This window comes from Paenibacillus sp. FSL H8-0175 (assembly GCF_045040615.1).
Classification (GTDB): Bacteria; Bacillota; Bacilli; order Paenibacillales; family Paenibacillaceae; genus Paenibacillus_AQ; species Paenibacillus_AQ odorifer.
On the sequence record NZ_CP150299.1, the window covers coordinates 6,932,517 to 6,955,115 of the forward strand.

Here is a 22,599-nt window from a genome sequence, read left to right on the forward strand (position 1 = left end):
TCTACACGTCGTACTCCAGCTGTTTTTTGGCCTGAACAATGAAATCCAGCGGATTCTCAATCGTGCCGGCTCGGTATTCGACCGCCCCAATCTTAAGCCCCAGGCTGACCTTATATTTTCTGGAGAAATTATTGTCATTCAACTCCTGAAGCTTGAGCTTAATCCGCTCGATCACAATCTTCGCCCCATCGCTGTCCGTGAACAGCAGCAGGCCCCATGTTGCTTCATCCTTATCTAGCAGATAGAGTGCATCATTGGTACGAATACTCGCCTGACTAAGCTGAGACACGTCATAGATAGCTTCTGCCAGCTGATCTTCAGGAATGATCCGTCTGATCTCTTTCCAATACTTCACCTTCACCACTAGCAGGGTGAGCGGAATCCGATAGCGGGTCGAAATGCTTGTAAATAATGTAGCATCCGTCTGAAAAGAAATACTGTTCCGCAAATTTGTGTTTTCATCGACGATAGCCATATTGGCAGTCTTTTTGCGTAGCTGCTCATTCTCCACCTGCAAATCACGGCTGCTTAAAGTGAATACCCATAGAACGACCGTTAATAGCGGAGTCATAATTAGCCAGAAATAAGTATTCAGGCTAATCGTTTCCCCCAGCGTTATCGTCTGGTACATCGTGTAGAATCCGTAAGCAAAGATAAATACCAGATTCAAGACCAGACCCGCAGTGACCGTCGTAAAATACGTAACAATGGCCAGAATAAAAGCCACCGTTAAAATGATAATATTCTGGAGGTAATCATCCGGTGCACCCGCAATAAAGACGATACAGAGGAACGATAACACCAGGAATGATAAGAGAGCGATGTCCGACACTAAGCTGCGATTACGTCTCACGCTTATCACCACGTTTCTTCATGTGTTTGCGAAGCAGCAGGATCAGCGATAGAACTACCAGCGTCAGCACCAGTAAAATCACGATGATAAAACTGAGTACATCCGACCGTTCCATTATTTTCTGGGCCACAGAGTCCTCGGCTGCTCCAGTGATCGTTTTGAAGCGGTGTGCGCTGACATTACCGTCTTTATCAACGATTGCGCCATCGCCAAATACCTTCCATTTATCCCGCTCTGTAGCGAGCAGCTTCGATCCTAAGTAATACTCTTCCGAGCTGACCCCCGTAACCGCGAGCAATGCACGTCCCGCCTCAAATGGCGAATCAATCAGCTGCAGTGTTCCGATTCGTGCGCCGTATTGCTCTTCAATACTCATTTTCTCATTGGAGCGAATTGTGGTTCCATCTCCGTTATATTGAAAATAAAGCTTAGCATTCTGATCACGGATCACCTTATTATTCTTATAAGCACCAATAGCGATGATATTATTATTTTTCAAATGATCGGCGTTGACGGTATCGGTATAGAACTGGATATTCCCTATATTTCCGCTGGCATATTTACCAAGCAGATTAAAGATATTCGATACACTTAAATAGGCGTAATCATCCATTTGTTCGGGCAGTACAACCGCCACATGATTATAGATCCCATCGCGGATGAACGGATATGGATAGTTATTAAATAAGAGATCCGTGCGATCCTTCGTATTCAGCTGCATTACAGAATCTTTACTGATATAAGCCCACGGCATTTGGTCCCGATCGATAATACATCTGGCTCCTTCGATCTCCAAATCAAAAGCCACTGTCACCGAGAAATTTCCGGAGATATTCAAATTCTGAGGCACCGAGAGATTAAGAATATCGCCATTCGCCAGTTCCTTAGTCAGCTTCTTACTGCCAATCGGAGTATTGTTGATGCTCACGGTAACCAATGAACGAGTAAAATCCAAATTCTGTGCATAACGGAAATCCAGGCTGATTTTACCGGAATCGGCAATCGAGCGGTTCGCTGGCAATGAAATAAAATACGTCTGCTCCTGATGATGTGCCCCGGTCAGTTTATCACCTGTTTCAGTGAACGTGATGTTAGAGCTAATCGAAAGCGCAGGTGCTGACACTTCTGTAGCATCCGTTACTGTTTTCAGATCACTAGTGATCTGCCCGATCAGCTCTGGATTAGCAATCAAACGACCCGCTTTAATCAGCAAGTTCTCATCCTTCGAGGTTACAACCAAGGTGGGCTGGGTATCCTTATTCACTAGCTGGAGCAGCGCGTGCGTACCCAAATCTTCAGTGGAGCTTAGCTGAGCTTTCAGCCCGCTTGGTACTCTGTCATACATAGCTACCAGTACAACTGCGGCCTTATTCTGCACAGTGTCTGCCCGGTAGGGAAGCAAGGGAATAGTCTTATCATTTAACGTAATCCCCTTAACAAACCCGGAGAGAGCATAAGTGGCTGCTTCCATTTCTGCCGCTGTGCTTTTGTCCGGTACAGTCAGAATACTCTGATTCTTCGTTAAGGTATCTATCCCGGCGAATCGCTCGCTGAAGTCACTGATCCCTCCACTCAAGGGCTTTGCGGTATAAATCACGTTAATACTGGACGTATTGAACAGATGCAGCCAATTATCCGACGTTTCATCGACCGAACAAAAGAGGTCATCTTGACGATCTGTCTTTAAATAGCCCTGAATGCCCAGCGTATTCGTCCCTTTTTTCAGAAACCCCTTGGGCGCCACAAGGGTCAACAGCTGTTCGCCGTTGTCTTGTAGTGACGGACGAAACGTATAGAACGGGCTGCCGTTTAGCGTTAAGGTAACACTAGAAATCTGCTCTTCGGTAATTTGTGAAATTTGAAAATGCAGTTTGATCTTTACTTGATCCACATTCCAATAATCCAGAACCTCAAAATATTGCTGCTGGGCACTCGAACCTGTTAAGGACGAGTCCGTTCCCGTAAATGAGGTTGTGTAAGTGGACTTATGTTCCTGCGGCAACGTCTCTGCGGCAGCAGGATGGATTGGAATTAACAAAAGGGAGAGGCAGGTTAACAGTATAACCAGCTGTTTTTTTATCTTCATGTTCTGTTTCTCCTGTGATTACATTTTTCTCATATGACTTTTTGGTGCCTCGTTAGTAGCGCTCCGTCTTATACCATTTGGCTTCTCTTTTGAAGATGAGGTCTTTTAGATATAGATATAATCCGTTAGCCGCGACAACCATCCACAGCTGGCAATAAGACACATACATCAACATTACAATCCCTAGATTGGACAAGCTCATCTCGCCCTTTTCTGTCGTTAGCGTGATGAAGGTCCCCACAACGAAAAGAATAATAGCGAGCAGCCATAAGAAATTACTAAGACCTGCAATAGTAGTATGCACATAACCCAAAGCATGCAGGATCAGCAGCACATCCGAGGTGATTAACGACAGCAGCAGCAAGAAGTAAATGGATAGAAAATAAAGAATATCGAACCGGACCTTTGCGGCCGATTTATTGAACAGCAGCGGAATATTTTTGACAATGACATAAATATTGCCCTTCGCCCAGCGGGTTCGCTGCTTGAACCAGACCTTCAGGGTCTGTGGTTCCTGCTCCCACGTGACGGATTTCGGCTGGAACTTGATTTGGTAACCCATCATATAAATCCGGAAGCTGATTTCTGTATCCTCGGCTATCGCTTTGACATCCCAACCACCGATGCTTTCCACAATTGACCTGCGCATAATGAAATTGGTTCCCGGAATAGTGCAAAGCTTGAACAGCTTCCAGCGCCCCGCTTGAGCCATCCATTGAAAGGATAAGGTCTCAATATTAATGAACCGGGTCAGTAAACTTGCATCACGATTACGGGTCCGGAACTTCCCAATCACCGCACCGAGGCTGGAATCATGCATGATCTCAGCAACCAGATAACGCAAAGCTGTTTTCTCAGGAGTATTGTCGGCATCATAAATAGCGATTAGCTCCCCTTTACAGCTGGTAAAGCCTATATTCAAGGCATTGGATTTACCTTTGCCTCCTGTAACTGCATCCGTATTAATGACTACCAGCTGACGCCCCGGATTTCGGGATTGTATGCCCGCAAGCAGCTCAGCACTGTTATCAGAGGAGTTATCATTAATCACAATAATCTCATACCGATCTTGCGGATAATCCAGCGCCAGCAGAGATTCAACCGTCTTACAAATCACTACCCCCTCATTGTGAGCGGGAACCATAATTGAAACAAAAGGATATTCGCCCTCTATCTCTGGTATGTCCTCATTTTCGGATTTAATGTAATATAGATAGCCCGCGATAATGAGGGTCACATTCACCAGCAGCAGAGACCAAATACAGATCACCGCAATCACCATCAGCACGTCTGAAATCGTCATAGGGTCCTCCAAATCACGATTAGTTGTCTCATTTCAAAAACTTTCTGCGATATAACCGGTATCCGATCATCAACAATCCGCCAAACAGCAGCAGAGAAATCATGATCACAACAATAAAAAATTGATTCTGAATATTAAAAAGTCGGGTGAAGCTCTTTTGCTGCTCCTCTGTGTAGCGATAATCGCTATCCACTGTTTCCGGTGTATAGTCCAGGCTTAGAGGTTGTCCATTAATAGAAATCATTCCATCTAATGAGGAGATTGTGTTCTGATCAGTAACAACCTGATGCTCTTCTTGCTTATAATCGGCAAAAGAAACCCAATTCCGTTCCAGACTTTGCAGCATTTCTTCAAGCTGACGCTCATCCTCGGGCATGTCGACGGTGATTACAGTATCCATCGGCAAATGCGGTATCACTTTATTGGATGTATGCAAAGCTTGAAGAAATTCCAGCGGAACGCTATATAAAGAGGATGGAAAGGATTTAGAGGTGTCGCTCTGCTCCATATAATCAATCTGATCATCCGGATATAACACCACAGAATCAAAAAAGCTCATCCCCGCTTCTGAATACTCTTTGTCATACGACCAATGCATTTCCGCACCGACTCCAAGCGGCCCAAGCCCGTTTTCGGCCAACAGATTGATGAAATCATTTATCTTTCCTTTAAGCGTATGGTCACTGGAGCTTATCGTTGGCATCACCACTGGGGCATTGACCAGAATGCTTCCATTGCTGGATTGCACACTTTTCATAGCCACTAAATAACGCTGCATGGCCGGATAGTCGGTATTGCTGAACACAGGCCGCACACTTGCAAGAAACGGAATCCCCAGTTGATACAGCCGCTCACCCGTTTCTGCCAGCAGTCGCAGATCGGAGAAAGGATAGATTTCTTTGATCGCAAGGTACATTTTAGGAGCAGCAGTGATATGGAGCCAATCCTTCAGAACATACGCCATCCCCAGCGTACTAACATTCCCTTGTTCAAAATATGGGGCATATGTATCATTCCCCTTACTCACAGCGTACGGTGCTTGTAGACCCTCCTCCGCAAAAGAGAGTTGCCCGAAGGATTTGACCGCCTGACTCGCTACAATATAAGGCATATCCTGCACCTTAGCTTGAATTCCGGAGAACTGTCCGATTTCGAGCTCAGCACTCCCGTCATAGATCACATCAGTGGTTAGCTGTAACGCCTTCGTTAGACTAGCGGGTGGGTTGTACCCGATATGCAAATACTGCCCCTGATAATGCTCCCAATCCTCTATGTAGGATTTATTCGTGATCGAAATATCCGCTTCGTTACGGACCATGATCACTCTGGAGTAATTTTTCAGCATCCCCTGCTCGTATTGATCTAGGCTTCGAAGTGTAACCTTTGTCGAGTAAGCTGCCAGCAGACGTTGAAGTTCAGTCACATTTCCATCCTTAGCGGTCCCCTTGGCAAGACTGTCATAGAGCAGTAAGACTTGTTGTGGTGATGCAGCAGATTGAACAGGAGTGGCGGGAAGCAATAGGATGGTTAAGCTCAGGGTCAGCAGCAATATACAGTATAAGATCCCTCTGCGCTTCAAACACTCACATCCTTTTGAGGCTTTGTATATGGACTAGAAGTGGTGGGACTTTCGTTAACCGGCTTTTTGCGATTTTTCGAGAATCTGCGTCCGATCACACTAGATACTGTCAGAAAGGTCACCAAATCAAAAGATAAAGTGAACAAGAATTCATGCTTGGAAATGTCGGCATCACCCGCACCAATAATCGATACAAAAATGCCTGAAAGACCAATGCCTATCGTAGCGACAATCAATACCATCCGCTGCAATCCTCTAAAATTGCGTGCCTTGATGGCTGTTACGAGGGAAGGCATATACAGACCAATGACAAGCACTGTCCAAAGGAAGATAAAACCTATCGTTCGTGGTGCCAAAGCCTTTTTCAGCTGACTATATCCAGTAAAAAAGTGACTTTGTGCTCGAAATTCCTTCCCAACGGATTGCTCATAATTGCCCATCGCCGCTGGTTTAATCGAGAATGCACTTTGAGCAGCAACATTAAGAATCGAGTTAAGCTGATCCGGATTCGATATATAGTATTTAAGGATCGAAACAAATCCGTAACGACTGTAAAAGTTCTCTTGGAGGATTGGTGAATTCACATCAATAGTTCCGTACTTCTCGTAATAAATGCTATTCTTCAAGATGGCATATTGTTCATCAATATCGAATGACTTCAGTGCCTTCTCCGGATCGGTGGAATCCTTCAGCACCCCTCGGGTCATGGCATGGAACTGGTTAATATTCACGAACTCATCCGAGATATTCAAATAAGTGAACACACCTGCGAACAGGATCAAGGCAAGGGAAACCAGGGTCAGAATACGAAAGATCTTATCCCTGCGAATCCAAAGGATTGAACACCCCAGAACCGCAATGATTATACCCACTGGCGCATTTTGCTGTTTGGAAGTAGTCAGGATGATCGTACTGATCAAGAACAGGGCCAGCAGCACATAGTCATTGTATCTTTTTTGATATAACAACAACCAAGCTGCGAACATAGTAATCATCGTGATCATCACGACGCTCTCGCCGTAAAAGGAGTTGAAATAAGCGGTATACCCGGTATCTCCAAATATAAAAATAGCAATACCTGCAGTGAGCCATCCCTGCTTGCGGGTCATCCCCCATGTAATAGCCTCTATTAATAAGTAGATCGCCGCAGCATATAAAATCGTGTAAATGACTGCTTGAAACCGGATATCGAAAACCTCGCTGCTAAAAAACAGCTTATTAAGTCCAATGGACAGCTGGATAAATAGGGACTGTGAAGAAAATAATGTCGCGCCATTCTCATTAAAATACTGAAAGATTCCATATTGCTTTACAAAATAACCAAAGTATTGCTCGTCATAATCCGGCAGATTGAAATAAATTCCGTTACTATAGATGCTGCGAAAAAAATCACCATTATCCGCCATTCCGACATACGGGGCGGTAAATAAGGCGATGATGGTTATAAGCAACACTCCAAAAGCAGTGATAAAAGCCGGGGACAATGGCAACGGTAGGTTAGCGAGTGTCATCCCCTGCCTCAGAGGTGATTTCACCATGTTGTTTATCATGCAGATTCACCTTCGTTACTATAGGTTTAAATTAATAGACATAGGCCAATGATGCCATCAGATTGTCAAAGGAATAGGCTTGGCCACTAGCTACATCGCCGAAGCCTCCATACAGTGAGCTGCCGGCATCGGTTATTCTGAACTCGTTCATTCTTTCAATGCTTTTGCGATAGAGTGCATCGTCTCCGGTCTCGGCACCAATCATAGCCGTAATGGCGTAAATGGCTGTTGAGCGAATATCGTTAAGCGGCTTTCCCTCACGCGAATATTGTCCATATAATGTGCCAGCCTCGACCTGCTGCTTGATAAAATTAATGCTGGAGGATTTCTGCTGGTCTACCTCTGCCAAAGCCAGAATAGACAGTAGCGATTCTACTGTATTGATATTCTCCGAACTATAGGTTCCACTCTCATAATTAAACCTTGTTTCATAGAAGGGAAACTCATCTGATAAATATCCATCTTTCAGAATAACGCTCATATTATTCAACAAAAAGTCACGAGATTCTCCAGAAACCGACAATTTTCGCATTGTACCTAAATCAATATAACATAAAGTAACGAATGTGTTGGTTTTTTTGTAATTTTCATCATAGAAGTCATACATATATCCATTTTTTACATTATAGTTATAAAACCTCTCACCATACTTAGCCGCTTCTTCTGTATATTGTTTATCTCTAAACGTATCCCCCGCTTCATAAAGCGCACGAATGATACGTAAGTCATCAACTGCAGCATTCACAGGATATAATTTCTGCTGTTTAGGGCTATACCGGTAGCTAAAACCACCCTTCATATCAAAGGTTTGCTTAGCCAGCGCCCATTCTTCTGCAAATCGCTCTTTCTCACCACTCCGTACGGCTGCCAGCATCCTCAGAGAGGCAGACTCACTTAGAATCTCATGGCCGCTTGCTGCTTCCCCGGATTGCTCTGTTTCAATTAAATTCGTATAAACACCGGACGAGCCGGTAAGCTTCGTAACAATAAATTGCTCTAAAGCATCCAATTCCTGTGAAGGGTCCCCCATATCATTATTAGCCGAACCCGTAGGATTCGGTGGCTCTGTTGTATGAACATTCGCGGAGGGCGAGGGTGTTGATGCCGGCATTGCTGTTTGCTCGCATGCTGTTAATGCTGTAAAACCTGTAAGTACCACTATAGCAACAGCTATCTCTTTCCTCAAAAAATCACCTCTCTAAGCATCTGCTTATATTGCCTAGTATTATCTATAACGGTAATATACATCACATCCTTAATCCAAATGTTAAATTTATGAAACCATTAGATGAAAAAAAAAGAGGCATCCACACGCCTTCTGACGAGCAGATCCTCCTTTTTTTGTAATTTACTTACTTTATTCCATACGTTCCCAAAAACGATGGGCAGTAATGGCCGCAACGAAGCTAGCCGCAAAAACTTCCCCACCATCGCCTATTATGACTCCCGGACTGCTTCTATGTTCATCTGTTGCAAGCAGCTCAGCAAGTATTGTCGTCATCGCGATAGGTTTAAAATGTGCATAGGCTTGGTTGAGGAATAACGCTGCATCTTTATGGAATTTCTTGCGTTCCGCATTTCCACCCGCCGCATAAATCGCATCGAAGAGCACCGAATCTGTAGTGGACAAGGTATGGATGACTTCAAGCTCTGTGCCGCTTGAGCCTTTAATAAATCCAAGCTTATCACTGATTAGCTCCGGTTGTATCCCAGCTCCCATAAGCGTTTCCAACACAGGCATTACCGCAGCTTCATCAAAACCATCTCCGATAATCACGCCTACTTTCCGCGTGTTGGGATGTTTTTTCGTATTAGCCTGACTTAAGGCAGGGGAAGCTTGAGTAACCTCGGAACCGCCAACTTCTGGAGCCGCTACTCCAATGGCTTCTGCCACAGGTACAGCAAGCTCGGAGGTAATGTTAGCAAGCATATTTACGACCTGCTGTCGGACCGACTTACTCTTAACCTTTCCAAGCTCAAAAGAATAAGCTTCGATAATATGCAATTGTTCCGGAGGGCTCATACTATTCCAGAATAACTTGGCTTGTGAAAAATGATCCTCAAAGCTTTTACTCCGGCTCCGTACCTTACGGCCCTCAACCTTTTCTTGATAATGCACATAACCGCCTTCTGCCTCTGGGACAGGTCTCGGCGTATTTTGGGCCAGAGAATTATTATGATAACTCACAGTGCCCTGATTAATCGTCTGCCGCCCATATCCGTCACGCTGGTTGTTGTGGAAAGGACACACCGGTCTATTAATCGGCAGTTCATGAAAGTTAGGACCCCCAAGCCGAATCAGCTGGGTATCCGTATAAGAGAACAATCTGCCCTGAAGTAGCGGGTCATTGGTGAAATCAATCCCTGGCACTACATGTCCAGGGTGGAAAGCCACCTGCTCCGTTTCGGCAAAAACATTATCCACGTTGCGGTTCAAGGTCATTTTCCCAACGATCTGCACGGGCACGTCTTCCTCTGGCCATAGCTTTGTAGGGTCCAGCACATCGAAATCAAACTTGAATTCGTCTTCTTCACTAAGAAGCTGAATGCCCAGCTCGTATTCCGGAAAGTTGCCGGCTTCAATCGATTCCCATAGATCACGGCGGTGAAAGTCAGGGTCCGCTCCGGATATTTTCTGTGCTTCGTCCCACACCAAAGAATGTACACCAAGTACTGGTTTCCAATGGAATTTAACAAAATGCGCTTTCCCCTGTTCATTGATCAGACGGAAGGTGTGAACTCCAAACCCTTCCATCATCCGGAAGCTTCGCGGAATGGCGTGGTCAGACATCAGCCACATCGCCATATGGGCCGATTCCTGATTATTGGCGATGAAATCCCAGAAGGTATCATGGGCTGATGCTGCCTGAGGCATTTCATTATGCGGCTCCGGCTTAAGCGCATGCACTAAATCAGGGAACTTAATCGCATCCTGTATAAAAAAGACCGGCATATTATTGCCTACCAAATCATAATTGCCTTCTTCGGTATAAAATTTGGTCGAGAAGCCCCGGGCATCCCGCACAGTTTCGGCCGAACCCCGTGATCCTGCTACCGTTGAGAACCTGACAAACACCGGGGTCTTCACGGACGGATCTTGAAGGAATTTCGCCTTCGTATATTCTTTCAACGATTTATATACTTCAAACTCCCCGTGGGCGGCAAATCCGCGTGCATGCACGATCCGCTCAGGAATCCGCTCGTGATCGAAATGGGTCATTTTTTCCCGAAAATGAAAATCCTCCAGCAAGGTTGGCCCCCGGTCACCGGCTTTTAGGGAGAACTCATCCTCGGACACTTTCAATCCCTGATTGGTTGTTAAAGCGTGACCTTCGTCCTTACTGCGAAACTGTTCCAGTTGCTCATTTTTGCTATTTCCGTTCACTTTTTGCTGTTCACTCATTAACAATGGCTCCTTCCGAAAGGTAGAGTAACGATAATATTCATCTCTTACCCTTAAGGAAGGAACGGCAAACAAAAAGAAGCGGAATTCCGAGAAGCCATTCTCCCGAAAATCCGCTTTACTCGCTTATCACTGACCTAACCTTTAATTCTCCGATACGTCTCTTCATCCGAAACAATATATAATCTAGCCTCTTTAGGAATAGGCTGGTCCAGCTTGCGATTGATGCTAAGGTCACTACGATCCGAGAGTAAAGTTGCACCTTGAAGGAGCAATTCCTGAAACGCCTGCCCATAGGTCTTCCATGCACTATTCACTGGAATCTCATAAATATCATCCCCATACTGGCGGCTCAGCAGCTGCGTAATCACCTCTGAATTCCCCTCTTGCAGAGCGGATCGGACTGCCAATCTAGAAATGGCATCATGCGACAGAACGAATTCATTGACCTGAACATGCCTGAAATTCTGTATATTCTTCTCCTGCATAATTTCTACGGTAGTATGTACTTGTGGCGCTATGCGCTCAATGCTGGAGGCGATAAGCAGAGATTTCCCGTCAATTAGCGATGCTTCATCAATCCGTGTGTCTCCGAACACAATGGCTGCCCTGGCTTCGTGTATGTTAGCTTTAAGGAGAATCTCATCGCTGGAAGCATCACCGCTTACAAAGTGGACCTGTTCCATATGCTCCAGCGGATGCCGTCCTATCTCATCAATGATGACGATATGACATTTAGGTGAATAACATAACACCTCATCTACCGCAGCTTGCGCTTTCTTACTCCAATTGATTAATATCACATGATCCTTTCCCCGGAAGCTCAATGTTCCTGCTCCTCTCCTTCTCTGCACCTCTGCAATAGAGTCAATAACCTTGCCAATAACCAAGCTGAGAAGACCAATCCCAAAAATATATAGAAACATGGTGAATAGCTTACCCACTACCGTCTCGGCAAAATAATCCCCATACCCAACGGTGGCCATCGTTGTCATGACCCAATAGAAGGCATTAAACCAGTTGTGGAATGTACTCGGTTCAAGCAGGTAAGCTATCGATGCGCTAAGAATTATAAAGATCAAAATAATCAGACCGATCGACCGTTTGCGTAAACGCATCATCCTGTTGGATATTCTCAGAAAAAAATGCATCTGCCATCCCTTCCTCACATTAATAAAGCTGCCTCTCGAGGTTATTACTGAGGGCAGCCTTATCCATGTCCATCTGCGATTTTTGAACTAAACAATCAAACTGCTGACTGCAAATGCTGTGCCGATAAACACCAAGCAGAGCATAGTGCCTACTGCCACATTGCCTTTTTCCAGATGTTCTGAAATTTTAAAGCTTGGGGTCGCCAATTCAAAAATCCAGTAAGCAGCGATGAGGCATACATAACCGACAGCAAACCAAATGATCATATGCAGAATAGAGGTATTCGTATACGCCGCTACTCCAATGATAATTGCTGTAGCGAGAAATTTGCCGCCAAGCGCTAGAGCTACAGCCACATTTCCTTTTTTCAGCTCTTCCATATCCTTGAACGGGGTCATCAAGCCAAAGATAACCATACCCAATAATTGCAGAAGAATAATCACAAATATACTGACTATTAAATTAACAACAATCGTCACTTTGCCCACCCCCGAAATTTCGCATATGCCGAGTCATAATCGGCGAAATCATGTACTTCCTCAAGGACTACGGAAGCGGTCTTTTCTTTCTCTAATGCTGCATAACGCTCATCGTCTATCGGCTGCTTGATCCGGTTGCCGGAAGGCAGCTCAAGGACGGCAAAGTTTCTTGTCTTCTCATTATATTTTGTCTTGTATACTCCTACAAGATCAACATCTGTAGTTACCGATACCTTAAGGTTGGTAAGATCCTCGACTGCTGTTTTTTCATCGGGATACGATTTAATGGTCGTCCAGGAAGAGAGGCGGACTTCATTGCGTTGGTCGGCATCTGTGATCAGCTCAGCGTCCATGAACTGCAATGTCCATATTTTATCGCCAGTAGCATAATTCTCATCATTCGGCAGCAGCTCATTATCCGGCAACACCGTCATATCGCTACCAATTAGATCACCTACAGTACTCTCCACAACCCGGTAATCCCAAGGTACCCGTGCAACACTGTCAGAAGTTTCAGCAGTGCCTGAATCAAACACACTCCCCTGATTACTGGAACATGCACTAAGCAGCAATACCGTTAGAAGCATCATACATAAAGCCCCGATCCGGGCCTTTACTAATCTAGTAGACGACTTGTTTATAGCCTTACTTTTATCCAACTATCTCACTCCCAACGCGATAAAATGACTGGCATTGCCCGTAATCAGTCCGCCAGCCCGGCCGAGCAGCCCACACGGCTTCCCATTAATGACGAACATGCCTGTCAGTAGGTGGAATTCACCTTCGGCGGTGTGTATTCGGGCTAGTTCAGCTCTTTTTTGATATACAGAGGGAAAAAGCTGACTGCTATCATAACCCTCTTCGTCCTCAATTTCTAGAGTTCCACTATCGTCAAAGAGACGTACAGAACCGCCTTCGCGGCCAAATACAGATTTGGACACAAAGCTGCCAGAGAACACAGGCTTATTATAAGTCGGCAAAATATAACGTGAGATCGCCTCACGCTCTTCATTGTCAAATAATAAGCCAAGCTCATACATTCCCCACACAGCTGCAATCAATCCCTTAGACTGCAACAGGATACTGTGCGGTCCATTAAAAAGCTGAAGATTTCCCTGCTCAACAGCATAGGCAAGTGCATCTCCACCTTCATCGACGGCCATCCACTCTTTAGGATATAGGGCGAACATCCGCTTTATCACCCGGTCCTCCCCGTCCTTCAAAATGCCCTCATCGACCCACAGGTCGAGACAGTCCACACACTGAATAGTAAGCCCGCTATGTCTGGCCAAGGCTTCAATCGTACCCGAATCTTCAAGATGAGACCCATAAGCAACACAAGCTGCGGTATCTGGACGTTCTATCTGCCAGGCTGCGGCAAGTTGTTCCTTCATCGCATGATTTGGACTAGTCACACCCGCCTGTTCACAGATCCAAGGTGTTGCTATGGAAGCCTCCACATAACCTGTAGGTGTATCGGCATTCAGTTCCAGAAGCTTGATGGTTCCATCATTAGCTATCGCAAAATCGAACCTTGCATACCGACTGATTAGACCTTCTTCCGGAATAGGAAACCCATCAAGCATCTCCCAAAGAACAGGAGGAATGCCCAGCAGCTCATACAAATCGCGTTTTAGATGTATATACCGAACCGCTTTATCGAGGATAGCCCACAGCTTTGCGGAGGCTTCCTCAAGCTCTTTATAAATGTCGCTGCGCATCACAGCTATTGCATCCATCCAGTACTCTTCTTCCTCTAGATCTGCCCAAGTGAACCCAAGCTCATGCAGCGCTTGTACCCGTGGGCCCCGCTCCAGATCAGACAAATCCAGAATCTCAAACACGCTCTGCTGATCACTCATCCGCCGAAACCACTCTTACTAGAACCAGATCTCGATGAAGATTTCGAGCCTGAGCTTGATTTAGAGTTCTTCGAAGAGTTTAAGCCACTGGAAGTGCCACCGATTCCGTTCTTTGAAGAGGAACCTCTTCTCGTGATGGAACCCGTGGATGAGGTTGAGGTTTTAGGTTTCACTACAGAACCGGGCACCTTTTTATTCTGGAACTTTTCGCTGCTATAAGTAGGTGGTTTATAAGTGGTTCTCGTGCCTCCATAATAGGTAGGACGGTCCTTAGCCCATCCTCTGGAGGAGTAATTGGCACCGCTGTTAAACAACATGTGATACAGAAGCAAATCCGTCCAGCCAAAACCTGAATGATAACCGCCATAGTTATTCACTACCGTTGTTCCGTTTGAAGTTACTACGCCTTGGCCTTGCTCCTCTACCTCTTTCGTACCTTCTTCGGGGTAGGGAATATTCCAATCCACATTTTTATCAAAATAAGCTTTAACCTCTTCATTAGACCAAGAGACTAGCTGTGGTTCGCCCGCAGAAGTATTCGCGCTAGCCCCCGCTCCGCCAGGAATAAACATAGCATTCGCTAATAAGGCTATGCCTAGCGATGTTGATAATACACGGATGGGTTTGCCATCTGCGGTAAATAATTTTGATGCAGGCAATTCCTTATCCCTTTCTTCTTTAGCCATCGTAAGGTTCTCCTTCCCTGATGATCTTCTATCCCTCAGTGTGCATCGGAACAAGCAAAAGCTCCAGCTTGCCCTCATCCACATTCAGTCGTCCTTCAACCGCCTCATATTCCTTACTGCCCACCACTATATAATTGACATGTTCAAGTGCAGTTATCATATTCATGCTCCACGTACGCTCTTCAATCACTCGTAGATCACCTTCTGGCATTTTTTCGATTAAAACTACACTCATCCCGTTATCCATTATTACCATTCCTTCCTTATATCTGCTATAGCATCTGATACGTTTTTATCACCTTTTCGTTTCAGTTCTAAGCTTGTATAGATTGCCCAGCATTACTTTTGGAATAAGAACGTCTATATAAAAGGAGAACTCCTAACGAACACAAGCTGACAAGGAGCAACAGTCCGTATACATGCTCATAGGCTTTTGCCGGCGCAAGATCACGCTGAGCATGCAGCAACAGCCCACAGACCGCAACAGATACAGAACCTCCAAAAAACTGAATCAGTTGTAAAAGCCCCATACCTGAACCAATCCAAGTTCGCGGAAGAACCCGAGAAGCTTCATTATTTAAGGATGCCATTGTCGCCGAGAAGGCCGGAGAGAAGCAAAGATAACCAAGCAGAAGAACTACAGGAGATACAGAAAGGTTCAGCGCAAATGCAGCCATAACAGCGGCAAGAATACAATGCCCTATGATTAAGAAGCGCAAGTTGCCATACCGGTCAATAAAACGTCCAACAAAACGGGTAAGAAATGCAGATAATAACGCACCTGGTGCGATAAACAAACCAATCATCAACGCGGATTTACCAAACAGATTAGCGAGCACAAGCGGCATCAGGAACAAATTCCCCAAGTTCAGCACCAGAATACAAAAGCCTATGGTAACTAGCTTCAAGTATCCCGGCATTTTTAGCAGCTGCGGGTTAATAAAGGATTCCTTCGCCTTCTTCAAATACCAAGCGTGCACGATAATAGACACTACGCCCACTGCCAACCATACCAGAGATTGGGTAGTTACGGCTACCAGCAGACTTGCCGCATTTACTACGGTCAGCGCCGCCCCAATAACGTCAAAGCTTGCAGGCTGCGGCTGTTCCTTAGGTAATAAACGCAGTAGTACTGGCAATACAACAAGCACAAGGCAAGTAATTCCGAATAACCCGTTCCAGCCAAAATACTGACTGATGACACCACCAAAAATCGGGCCCAAACCAAAGGCCATTGCACTCCCTGCGGAGATCATGGCGATAGCCGCACCACGTCTTTCAATAGGCACATAACGGCTAGCCAGTACGAGACCCAATCCAGCCATCGCACCCGCGCCAGCAGATTGTACTATTCTCGTTATCAATAATGTATTAAAGTCATGCGCAAATAATCCAAACACTGAGGCCAACCCAAGAGTAATTAAGCCAACGGTCAAAAGTCTCCGAATCGGCACAACGTCTGATAAGCGGCTATAAATAACCGTCGATAAAGCATATCCAATCGAATAGCTCGAAATTACCCATGAACCTAGATCAGCAGAAATTTGGAGATCCTGAATAATGGTTGGAAGTGATACATTAAACATCGTTGTGTTCATCACTACGATAAAAAGGCACACGGTCCATAATGGCATGACTACTTTATCATTCATTACTACTTTCTCATTCATTCCTATCCATCCCTGTCCTAATTTATCTATACAAGCTTATCTAAGTTTATGCCTATAAAATCAGGATGGCAATTGGAATAGGGGGATTTAGACTACTTACGCCACATCAATCCGCACAACAATTCAAACAACTCCATGTAGTTGCGTGGATTTTTGCCCGTTAATGTATGAATGCGATTAAGCCGGTAGTTCAGTGTATTTCGGTGAATATTCAGCTTCTGTACAGTACGATTATGGTCCCCATTCTCAGCAATAAATACTTGCAGTGTTTCAATCAGGCCTGTCTTATCGCCCGACTGATCCAGTAGAGCATAAATCGTCCCGGGCCGTTCTGCCCCGTCATAGGAGAGATGAATTAAGAATCTTAGTTCTTCATAAGTGTACAGTATCTTGAGCGGGTCGACTCTACTACCAACACTAATCGCCGCCTGGGCCTGTTCAAGTGAATAAGCAGCTAACTCCTCTGCTTCGCCAGAACCTATTCGCCCCACATTCGCACATGAATTTAGTTTTCCTATGAGCTCTTTATAAAGAAAAACATCCGTTATAAAAAAAACCGCCTTATCATTCTCCAAATTCCAGTAATGTGGATAGGACCTAAATACATTTTTGAATTCTTTTCCGTTCACATCGCCTTCCACTAGGATCGCCCAGCATTTTTTCTTAAGATCAAGCCCATAGCTGCCCGCCCGTTCCAGAAACTCAAGATCATATGCTTCTTTACGATAAGACAATTCATGATAAAATTTCACACGTTTTACTCGCTCATCCTGTTCCAGCTTGTTCCTTGCTTCCTGCTCAATAAGTAATATAGTAGTGACTCTGACCAGCTTACTAAACGGCCTAACCTCATCTGGATGTCCCGTAATACCTACCACACCCAAAACTTTATGATCTATAATAATGGGTTCATTCACCCCCGGCTTCATGCCGCTGCCATCCTCGTACACTTCAAAGACATGCCCACTTTGAATGGCTATTCTCGCTCCCTCATGTAAGGTTCCGACCCGTTTCAGATCTCCGCTTCCTACAATAAAGCCGCTCTCATCCATAACATTAATGTTATAAGGAACTACGCTCATCATTTCTTGTGCTATTTGTCCTGCGAGTGATTTCGATATCTTCATGTCTGTACCTCCTGTCCCTTTATATTCTACTCAGAAAGCTTCTACCTTAAAAAAGAAAAAAGGGGCTGACTCCGTTCAGTCAGCCCCTCTATCACTTTGTATAATTCAATCAGCTTCCTTGGTTCAGCATGACTAACCTAGCCACATTCTCAGCCGTTCTTTCCAAATTCTCTTGCCCTTTATTCAAAGCATCCTCCAATGAAGATGCACCTGGCATGATCCCAAAAATAGCATCAATCCCTTTATCATACAGCACTTCCGTCTGATCGCCGATCCGTCCCGCAAAGGCCAGCACAGGTTTATTATATTTCTTAGCGACCTCAGCAACGCCAAGCGGGGTCTTGCCATATTGAGTCTGGAAATCGATGCTTCCTTCCCCGGTCCACACCATGTCCGCCTGCTGCACTTTTTCTTCAAGTCCAGTATAGTCGATCACAAGCTCAATGCCCTTTTTTAATATTCCGTTTAAGAACACCACCAGTCCTGCCCCAAGGCCACCCGCTGCACCAGCACCAGGCATATCTATAATATCGAAACCCAATTGCTCTTTGATGACACTCGCATAATGATGCAGATTGCTGTCCAGCTGTTTGATCATATCCGAAGTAGCCCCTTTTTGCGGACCAAATACATTGGAAGCCCCGGTCGGACCACATAATGGATTCGTAACGTCGCAGGCCACTTCAACCTGTACATCCTTAAGGCGAGGGTCAAATCCACTCAGATCAATACGGGCTAATCTGCCGAGCTCACCACCACCAAACAACAGCTCATTGCCTTCGGCATCCAGCAGCCTGCCGCCTAATGCCTGCACCATCCCGGCGCCTCCGTCATTGGTGGCACTGCCACCGATACCGATCAGCAGCTTGCTGACCCCACGATCCAGACATGCTTTGATTAATTGTCCTGTCCCGTAGGTAGTTGTAATCAACGGGTTACGTGTCTCTGGGGATACCAGCTGAATGCCACTCGCACTAGCCATTTCCAGCACCCCTGTCAGCCCGTCTCCTGTGATTCCGTAGGATGCGCTAACTTCATTGCCCAGTGGCCCTTTAACTTTTGTTATATATACTGTACCTTCCGTTGCATCGACCAAGGACTGCATCGTTCCTTCGCCGCCATCTGCCATGGGTACATGAATACAAGTAATATTAGAATTTACTTTATGAATGCCTTTTTCCATGGCTTCACAAGCTTCTTTGGCTGTCATGCTTTCCTTGAAAGAATCCGGTGCCAATACGATGACAAAGTCTTTATTCATAGAATATCCGTCCCTTCTAGTTGCAAATATAAATTATAGGATGAAGCCGTATAATATAGTGGCGACGATAGCCATCGTCAGACCCACGAGACTTTCATAAGGAATCAGTGACATCCGGTCCTTAATGTTCATCTTAACGGAATCAGCGGTCACGTGGAAGAAGTTACCGTGTGGCAGATGGTCAATGACTGTAGCCCCGGTGTGCACCATAATTGCTGCATTTAGCGGCGCTGTGCCCATCGAAAGAATAGCGGGACCAAATGATCCGGCAGCCACGATAGAAGCCGTAGAGGTTGATGCTGTAGCAGCCGCCATCAGGATCCCTGCAATTGGCGCAAGGAACGTTCCGGAAATCCCCATAGCCGTTATTGCATCTACAACAGTAGCACTCAAATCCGATTTTGAGATAATACCAGCGATAGCACCAGCACCAATCAGGATAATGGCTGTACCTGTCATTTTATTTAACCCTGAGGTTGTAAAAGAAATGATGTTCTTCGTTTGTTTCATAGCAATCAATCCAATAATGCCGGCAAGAGGCAAGATGATCATAGAATCGACTTTAAATGATTTCAGCAATTCAATATTTAGAATATTTCCGATTGGGTTAATGGCTAGAAGTAAAATAGCGACAACCGGAGCGACGATGGCACGGCCAAAGCTAGGTTTAACCTTAGTACTGTCTTCCTCTTTAGTTACAACGTCGCCCTCTGCAATTTTCACACCTTTGTTGACCAGCAGATTAGCAATAATAACAGTGACAATCAGACCCGCAACGGCTGGGATGAATCCATGAATCATGACCTGAGCCAAATCTACATCAAAGCCTTTAGCTACGGCAATGGTGTTCGGGTTCGGTGAAATAATGTTACCGGCTTTACCGCCACCGACCAGTGCGAGCAGCAAAGCGGTTTTGGAAATGCCGATCTTCTTACCTACGGACAAAGCGATTGGAGCGACAATAATGATAGCGACTGTGATGAATACGCCTACCGCTGTAATAATCATAGTTGCCAGCGCTATAGATAATAACGCTTTCTTTTCGCCAAGCTTATCTACTATGGTCTCGGCCATTCGTTCGGCTGCCCCTGATTCAATCAATACCCCGGCCAGCACACCGGCTGCGAGAACACGTACAACTGCACCCATAACACTATTCGTTCCGTCGATGACATATTGTACTGTCTCTGCAATGGATGCCCCGCCTAATATCCCTCCGGCAATCGCGCCTAAAAAAAGTGCGTAGACCGGGTTAACCTTTTTGAAAATCAATACGACGGCCAGAATCAATCCCGCAATCGCGCCCATCCAGTTAATTACTGTGCCTTCCATCTCTAGTTGCCCCCTAGTATAAGAATTTGACACTATACAGTGTGTAATTTGATAACGCTTTCTAAACTGAGTATACTGCGCTTACAAACCCAATAATATTGACGGGACAACCTATTTTTTTGTGCATATGCACAAGCTCTGAGCATGAGAAAAAGACCAAGCTTAGGTTTCAGCACACCAGAGCTTGGTCTTTTAACATGAATTAGACGTATTAAGAAACTTGAGTTTCTTTCGTTAGAATAGGGGCAGCAGGATCTTCTGCCAGAACATTATCCTTTGTCTTCGAGAGGAAGATATTCAGCACAATCGCTGTAAGGGAACCGGAGACGATACCGTTTTGCAGCAGCATCCGAGCGAATTCAGGCAATTGATCGAACATTGCAGGTACAGTTGCCGAACCCAAACCAACAGCGATACTACAAGCGGCAATCAGCAGATTACCATCCTTACGCAGATCTACCTCTGACAGAATCGACATCCCGGAAACAGCAACCGATCCGAACATCACGATCATCGCTCCACCCAGTACGGCATTGGGAATAACTGTTGTCAGAGCCGCCAATTTAGGCAGTAGTCCAAGCACAACCATAATCCCACCGGCTGCAAAAATAACATTCCGAGTTTTGACCCGAGTCAGCGAGACCAGACCTACATTTTGCGAAAATGCTGTGTACGGAAATGCATTAAAGATCCCGCCCAGCATAATCGCCAAACCTTCCGAACGCAGCCCGTTTACGATCTGCTTTTGTTCCACTTTCTGATCCGTCACTTTACCAATCGCAAAGTAAACACCTGTGGACTCCACCATACTAACAATATTAACAATGATCATAGTGAAAATAGCCGTAAGATTGAACTGAGGCCATCCGAAGTAGAAAGGCTGTGCAACACTTACCCAAGAGGCTTCACCTACTGTAGAGAAACTAACAATGCCCATTCCATAAGCAATAATTGTACCCACTAAAAGACCTATCAAGACAGAGACCGAGCGAAGAAATCCTGTAGTAAAACGGTTAACCGCTAAAATGACCAGCAGCGTGATCAGTGCAAGCAACAAATTGCGGGGATTCCCAAAATCAGCGCTGCCTTCTCCGCCAGCTACGCTATTCATAGCTACAGGAATAAGAGATAACCCAATAATGGTCACGACTGAGCCCGTTACTATCGTTGGGAAAAACCTCAGTAGCTTCCCATAAAGGGGGGCCGCCAGTACCACGAATAAACCAGATAAAATAATTGCTCCGTACACCGTCGCCAAATTGTTGGCACTGCCGATAGCGATAATCGGCCCTACTGCCGTAAAGGTACATCCAAGAATAACCGGCAGCCTGCTGCCAAAATACTTAGTGCCCATAATCTGCAGCAAAGTAGCTAACCCGCAAGTAAACAAATCAGCTGCGATAAGATAGGCCATTTGGGTGGCATTCAGGTTCAACGCGTTCCCTACGATCAGCGGAACAACAACTGCTCCGGCATACATCGCCAGTACATGCTGAAATCCTAACGCAAATACTTTTTTCTTGCTTAACATCTCGCACTCTCCTTGATTGGCTCTTTTGAACTTTCATTATCAATGAAGTGAATTTCACCTGGTGACATAGATGTGATCCGGGCTAAGGCATGGACTTCTATCCCTCTATCCTCGAGTAGACTCCGGCCTTCTTGGAAACATTTTTCAATCACACAACCAACGCCAAGGAGCTCAGCGCCAGCCTCTTTCACGATATCAACCAGTCCAACAAGAGCAGCACCAGTAGCCAAAAAGTCATCTACAATAAGCACCTTATCACTTGGTCCGATATATTTTTGCGAGACACTAACCATATAATCCTCTTTGCGTGTAAAAGAATGTACCGGCGCGGAATAGACCGCTTCAGATAAGGTCACTGCTTTCTTCTTCTTCGCATATACAAACGGTACGCCTAAGGCGATGGCCGTAGCCATGGCAAATTGAATGCCACTCGCTTCAATAGTGATGATTTTAGTGATAGGCAAATGTCCGAACAACCGCTTGAACTCCTGTCCAATTTGTAAGGCAAGCTCCGTATCCACCTGATGATTCAGAAATGAATCTACCTTTAGTACCGTATCTGATAAAATAAGACCCTCTTGTCTGATGCGCTCTTGAAGTACCTTCATAGTAAACTTGATCTCTCCTTCTGAATTAAAAACAAAAAAAGGACAAATCCCTTGAGTCGTTTCTCTCAAGTGAATTTGTCCTTCTGGGTTTTTGTCCCTTAGTGGTGTAACACTGCA

19 protein-coding genes are annotated in these 22,599 nt (G+C 45.3%); all 19 read right to left on the reverse strand.

All coding sequences use genetic code 11. The features are described 5' to 3' along the window. Position 1: 1 nt before the first annotated feature. Positions 2-853, reverse strand: coding sequence for a diguanylate cyclase domain-containing protein (locus tag MHH46_RS30755; protein WP_076191650.1), 852 nt, complete (start codon positions 851-853; stop codon positions 2-4). Beyond that, positions 843-2,939, reverse strand: a complete 2,097-nt coding sequence (locus tag MHH46_RS30760; RefSeq protein ID WP_081387819.1) for a cellulose biosynthesis cyclic di-GMP-binding regulatory protein BcsB — start codon at positions 2,937-2,939, stop codon at positions 843-845. The genes MHH46_RS30755 and MHH46_RS30760 overlap by 11 nt, the downstream gene beginning before the upstream one ends. Positions 2,940-2,991: 52 nt before the next feature. Further along, positions 2,992-4,242 carry a glycosyltransferase gene (locus tag MHH46_RS30765; RefSeq protein ID WP_036682179.1) on the reverse strand — a complete coding sequence of 417 codons (1,251 nt, stop codon included), beginning with the start codon at positions 4,240-4,242 and terminating at the stop codon, positions 2,992-2,994. Positions 4,243-4,270: 28 nt separating this feature from the next. Beyond that, the gene (locus MHH46_RS30770; protein WP_076191647.1) at positions 4,271-5,821 is read right to left on the reverse strand and encodes a hypothetical protein; all 1,551 of its coding nucleotides are present in this window, start codon (positions 5,819-5,821) and stop codon (positions 4,271-4,273) included. Next, positions 5,818-7,371, reverse strand: coding sequence for a hypothetical protein (locus MHH46_RS30775; protein ID WP_081383189.1), 1,554 nt, complete (start codon positions 7,369-7,371; stop codon positions 5,818-5,820). Before MHH46_RS30775 ends, MHH46_RS30770 begins: the two co-directional genes overlap by 4 nt. 31 nt (positions 7,372-7,402) lie before the next feature. Then, the gene (locus tag MHH46_RS30780) at positions 7,403-8,557 is read right to left on the reverse strand and encodes a glycosyl hydrolase family 8 (RefSeq protein ID WP_256717191.1); all 1,155 of its coding nucleotides are present in this window, start codon (positions 8,555-8,557) and stop codon (positions 7,403-7,405) included. Between the two features lie 171 nt (positions 8,558-8,728). Next, positions 8,729-10,774: a catalase gene (locus MHH46_RS30785; protein ID WP_076191644.1), complete on the reverse strand. Its 2,046-nt coding sequence runs from the start codon at positions 10,772-10,774 to the stop codon at positions 8,729-8,731. A gap of 137 nt (positions 10,775-10,911) precedes the next feature. Next, a complete protein-coding gene (locus MHH46_RS30790) occupies positions 10,912-11,895 on the reverse strand; it encodes an ion channel (protein ID WP_339281506.1) in 984 nt (327 codons plus the stop codon). Positions 11,896-12,012: 117 nt separating this feature from the next. Next, positions 12,013-12,405 (reverse strand): DUF350 domain-containing protein, encoded by a 393-nt coding sequence (locus MHH46_RS30795; RefSeq protein ID WP_038573772.1) that lies wholly within the window; start codon positions 12,403-12,405, stop codon positions 12,013-12,015. Beyond that, entirely contained in the window at positions 12,402-12,995 is a 594-nt protein-coding gene (locus MHH46_RS30800; RefSeq protein WP_232061559.1) for a hypothetical protein, read from the reverse strand. Before MHH46_RS30800 ends, MHH46_RS30795 begins: the two co-directional genes overlap by 4 nt. Before the next feature lie 69 nt (positions 12,996-13,064). Next, positions 13,065-14,267, reverse strand: a complete 1,203-nt coding sequence (locus MHH46_RS30805) for a glutathionylspermidine synthase family protein (protein ID WP_076181895.1) — start codon at positions 14,265-14,267, stop codon at positions 13,065-13,067. After that, positions 14,264-14,953, reverse strand: coding sequence for a hypothetical protein (locus MHH46_RS30810; RefSeq protein WP_076124098.1), 690 nt, complete (start codon positions 14,951-14,953; stop codon positions 14,264-14,266). The genes MHH46_RS30805 and MHH46_RS30810 overlap by 4 nt, the downstream gene beginning before the upstream one ends. 28 nt (positions 14,954-14,981) lie before the next feature. After that, positions 14,982-15,200: a hypothetical protein gene (locus tag MHH46_RS30815; protein ID WP_036682196.1), complete on the reverse strand. Its 219-nt coding sequence runs from the start codon at positions 15,198-15,200 to the stop codon at positions 14,982-14,984. Between the two features lie 67 nt (positions 15,201-15,267). Beyond that, a complete protein-coding gene (locus tag MHH46_RS30820) occupies positions 15,268-16,623 on the reverse strand; it encodes an MFS transporter (protein WP_248548928.1) in 1,356 nt (451 codons plus the stop codon). Positions 16,624-16,715: 92 nt separating this feature from the next. Continuing rightward, entirely contained in the window at positions 16,716-17,750 is a 1,035-nt protein-coding gene (locus MHH46_RS30825) for a sugar diacid recognition domain-containing protein (RefSeq protein ID WP_076181893.1), read from the reverse strand. A 109-nt stretch (positions 17,751-17,859) separates the two neighbouring features. Next, positions 17,860-19,011 (reverse strand): glycerate kinase, encoded by a 1,152-nt coding sequence (locus MHH46_RS30830; protein WP_076124101.1) that lies wholly within the window; start codon positions 19,009-19,011, stop codon positions 17,860-17,862. A 33-nt stretch (positions 19,012-19,044) separates the two neighbouring features. Continuing rightward, the gene (locus MHH46_RS30835; RefSeq protein WP_036682204.1) at positions 19,045-20,343 is read right to left on the reverse strand and encodes a GntP family permease; all 1,299 of its coding nucleotides are present in this window, start codon (positions 20,341-20,343) and stop codon (positions 19,045-19,047) included. A gap of 211 nt (positions 20,344-20,554) precedes the next feature. After that, positions 20,555-21,874, reverse strand: coding sequence for a nucleobase:cation symporter-2 family protein (locus MHH46_RS30840; RefSeq protein WP_076105084.1), 1,320 nt, complete (start codon positions 21,872-21,874; stop codon positions 20,555-20,557). Continuing rightward, positions 21,868-22,482 carry a xanthine phosphoribosyltransferase gene (locus tag MHH46_RS30845; RefSeq protein ID WP_076181891.1) on the reverse strand — a complete coding sequence of 205 codons (615 nt, stop codon included), beginning with the start codon at positions 22,480-22,482 and terminating at the stop codon, positions 21,868-21,870. Before MHH46_RS30845 ends, MHH46_RS30840 begins: the two co-directional genes overlap by 7 nt. Positions 22,483-22,599: the final 117 nt, after the last annotated feature.

Bases quoted from the DNA above. Each gene is read 5' to 3' on its own strand.
- MHH46_RS30785 (WP_076191644.1), bottom strand. From the start codon at position 10,774: ATGAGTGAACAGCAAAAAGTGAACGGAAATAGCAAAAATGAGCAACTG.
- MHH46_RS30820 (WP_248548928.1), bottom strand. From the start codon at position 16,623: ATGAATGAGAAAGTAGTAATGAATGATAAAGTAGTCATGCCATTATGG.
- MHH46_RS30845 (WP_076181891.1), bottom strand. From the start codon at position 22,482: ATGAAGGTACTTCAAGAGCGCATCAGACAAGAGGGTCTTATTTTATCA.
- MHH46_RS30835 (WP_036682204.1), bottom strand. From the start codon at position 20,343: ATGGAAGGCACAGTAATTAACTGGATGGGCGCGATTGCGGGATTGATT.
- MHH46_RS30830 (WP_076124101.1), bottom strand. From the start codon at position 19,011: ATGAATAAAGACTTTGTCATCGTATTGGCACCGGATTCTTTCAAGGAA.
- MHH46_RS30790 (WP_339281506.1), bottom strand. From the start codon at position 11,895: ATGATGCGTTTACGCAAACGGTCGATCGGTCTGATTATTTTGATCTTT.
- MHH46_RS30815 (WP_036682196.1), bottom strand. From the start codon at position 15,200: ATGGATAACGGGATGAGTGTAGTTTTAATCGAAAAAATGCCAGAAGGT.
- MHH46_RS30765 (WP_036682179.1), bottom strand. From the start codon at position 4,242: ATGACGATTTCAGACGTGCTGATGGTGATTGCGGTGATCTGTATTTGG.
- MHH46_RS30810 (WP_076124098.1), bottom strand. From the start codon at position 14,953: ATGGCTAAAGAAGAAAGGGATAAGGAATTGCCTGCATCAAAATTATTT.
- MHH46_RS30825 (WP_076181893.1), bottom strand. From the start codon at position 17,750: ATGAAGATATCGAAATCACTCGCAGGACAAATAGCACAAGAAATGATG.
- MHH46_RS30840 (WP_076105084.1), bottom strand. From the start codon at position 21,874: ATGTTAAGCAAGAAAAAAGTATTTGCGTTAGGATTTCAGCATGTACTG.
- MHH46_RS30775 (WP_081383189.1), bottom strand. From the start codon at position 7,371: ATGATAAACAACATGGTGAAATCACCTCTGAGGCAGGGGATGACACTC.
- MHH46_RS30760 (WP_081387819.1), bottom strand. From the start codon at position 2,939: ATGAAGATAAAAAAACAGCTGGTTATACTGTTAACCTGCCTCTCCCTT.
- MHH46_RS30805 (WP_076181895.1), bottom strand. From the start codon at position 14,267: ATGAGTGATCAGCAGAGCGTGTTTGAGATTCTGGATTTGTCTGATCTG.
- MHH46_RS30800 (WP_232061559.1), bottom strand. From the start codon at position 12,995: ATGATGCTTCTAACGGTATTGCTGCTTAGTGCATGTTCCAGTAATCAG.